The sequence below is a fragment of the Paeniroseomonas aquatica genome (genome assembly GCF_030409335.1).
Classification (GTDB): domain Bacteria; phylum Pseudomonadota; class Alphaproteobacteria; order Acetobacterales; family Acetobacteraceae; genus Belnapia; species Belnapia aquatica.
This window is the reverse complement of sequence record NZ_JAUFPN010000049.1, coordinates 1-1,742: the sequence shown is the minus strand read 5'-3', so window position 1 is coordinate 1,742 and position 1,742 is coordinate 1. Positions and strand designations below refer to the sequence as shown.

Here is a 1,742-nt window from a genome sequence, read left to right as displayed (position 1 = left end):
GTGGCAGTCTCCTACTCATATCGGCCGACGGCCCCGGATGCCAGGCGCGCAACGCCAGCCGAGAGAGAAGGTTAGCTTCCCATGACCCACCGCCGAACCGCCCTCCTCGCGACCGTAACCACGCCGATCGCGACGCAGGCGCAGGACACCCGTCAGGGGCACGTTCCGGCCGAGCGCTGTGGCACGTCGCATGACTGACACGGCTCGTTTCCAACCGTGAAGGTGGGTCAGCGCGCGAAGGTTGCGCAACTGGCGAAAAATTAACGCATTAGGACAGACGGATGTGCCGGGAGGTGCACGCAGCTCTCGGGTTAACCCTGACCGCGACTGTCTCGCGTCGCTTGTCCCGCAGCCCGTGGCGCATCGAGCTGGCCCGCGTAGTGCTGCGACAGGCCGAACTGGGCGACCGCTTCTTCGACCATTCGAACGCTGCGCCGTCCTTGCTGCATCAGGTGGATGACAGCCAGACGGACCTGGCGGGCGCCTGGCGGACGGTCAGTGCCGAGCTCACCGGTATGGTCACGGGCTGGACGAGAAGCCGGTGCTTGCGGCCCTGAACAGGCTGGACGCCATGACGTCCCAGGCCCGTGCCGGCCGGGTCAGGGCGCTGAAACGTACGGTGGAACGGCTGATCCTGCAGTTGTCGAGCGCCACGGGCGAGGCCTGCCCCAGGCTTTGCGCCAGTTGCCGGACAGCTGCACCGGCCAACGATTGGGCTGACCTGCCCCGAGCCTTGCGGCCTTATTCAACCAATAGGTGATGCGCGGAGAGATCGTTTGGCCGCGAACTCTACCCGGGCCAAACGCGTCTGGGCTTGGCAGACTCAGCCTACTATCCACAACATTATATAACAATTTCAATGTCTTGCTAAACTTTATTCGTCGTTAAGAAACCGCTCATAATATGTGAAACGTGATTACACGATTCCGTGATTGCAATCAGTAGTTGAATACGGCACACCTTCCTTCGCAGATAACGTTCACAAACGCGTTTCTCACGGAAAAGTGGAGTATTTAGCTATGGTTGCCTCCATCGGTTCGATCGCCACGGACGCCGCTGGGAATACCTACAAGGTCGTTCTCGCCGATGATTTCAGCGCCGGCTACAAGGCCTCCAACTGGGGCTACGGCTATAACGGCGGCACCTACTGGAACGGCGCCTTCACCTGGAGCTCAAGCGACGTCAACGTCCGCAACGGCGAGATGCAGGTCACCGACACCCGCCAAGCCGATGGCTCCTGGACTGCGGGCGGTTTCAACAGCATGCAGGCCGGCCAGTCGATCACCTATGGCACCGTTGAGTTCGATGCCCGCGTCGAGGCGGCCCAGGGGACCCAGGCCGCGATCCTGATGTGGCCGGTTTCGGATACTTGGCCGCGCGACGGCGAGATCGACATCCTCGAGGCGCCAAAGAACCAAGCCATGCACAGCTCCCACTGGGAGGGCGCCGACGGCTCGCACCAGTACAGCTCGATCTTCAGCACCATCGATCCCAGCAAAACCCACCGCTACGCCATGACCTGGCTGCCAAACGAGGTCACCATCAAGGTCGATGGCCAAGTTGTGGCGCGCTGGACCGATGCCGCGGCCATCCCGGACACCGCCATGGGCTTCGGCGCCATGGGCTACGTCGCTGCCCAGGGCGAGGACTGGCTCGGCGGTGCTCCCGACAGCACCACGCCGAGCGTGGTCACAACCTATATCGACAACGTGGTCATGTCCCAGTGGACCGGCACCGGCGGC

General features: G+C 62.6%; 2 protein-coding genes. Both read left to right on the top strand.

Annotated elements, in window-relative coordinates; translation table 11 throughout:
- Positions 1 to 281 precede the first annotated feature (281 nt).
- Positions 282 to 557: a hypothetical protein gene (locus QWZ14_RS05830; protein ID WP_290315691.1), complete on the top strand. Its 276-nt coding sequence runs from the start codon at positions 282 to 284 to the stop codon at positions 555 to 557.
- Between the two features lie 462 nt (positions 558 to 1,019).
- Positions 1,020 to 1,742: glycoside hydrolase family 16 protein (locus tag QWZ14_RS05825; protein ID WP_290315690.1), on the top strand; the 723-nt coding region annotated here is incomplete at its 3' end.

Coding starts and splice junctions, on each gene's coding strand:
- QWZ14_RS05830 (WP_290315691.1), top strand. CDS start 282: ATGTGCCGGGAGGTGCACGCAGCTCTCGGGTTAACCCTGACCGCGACT.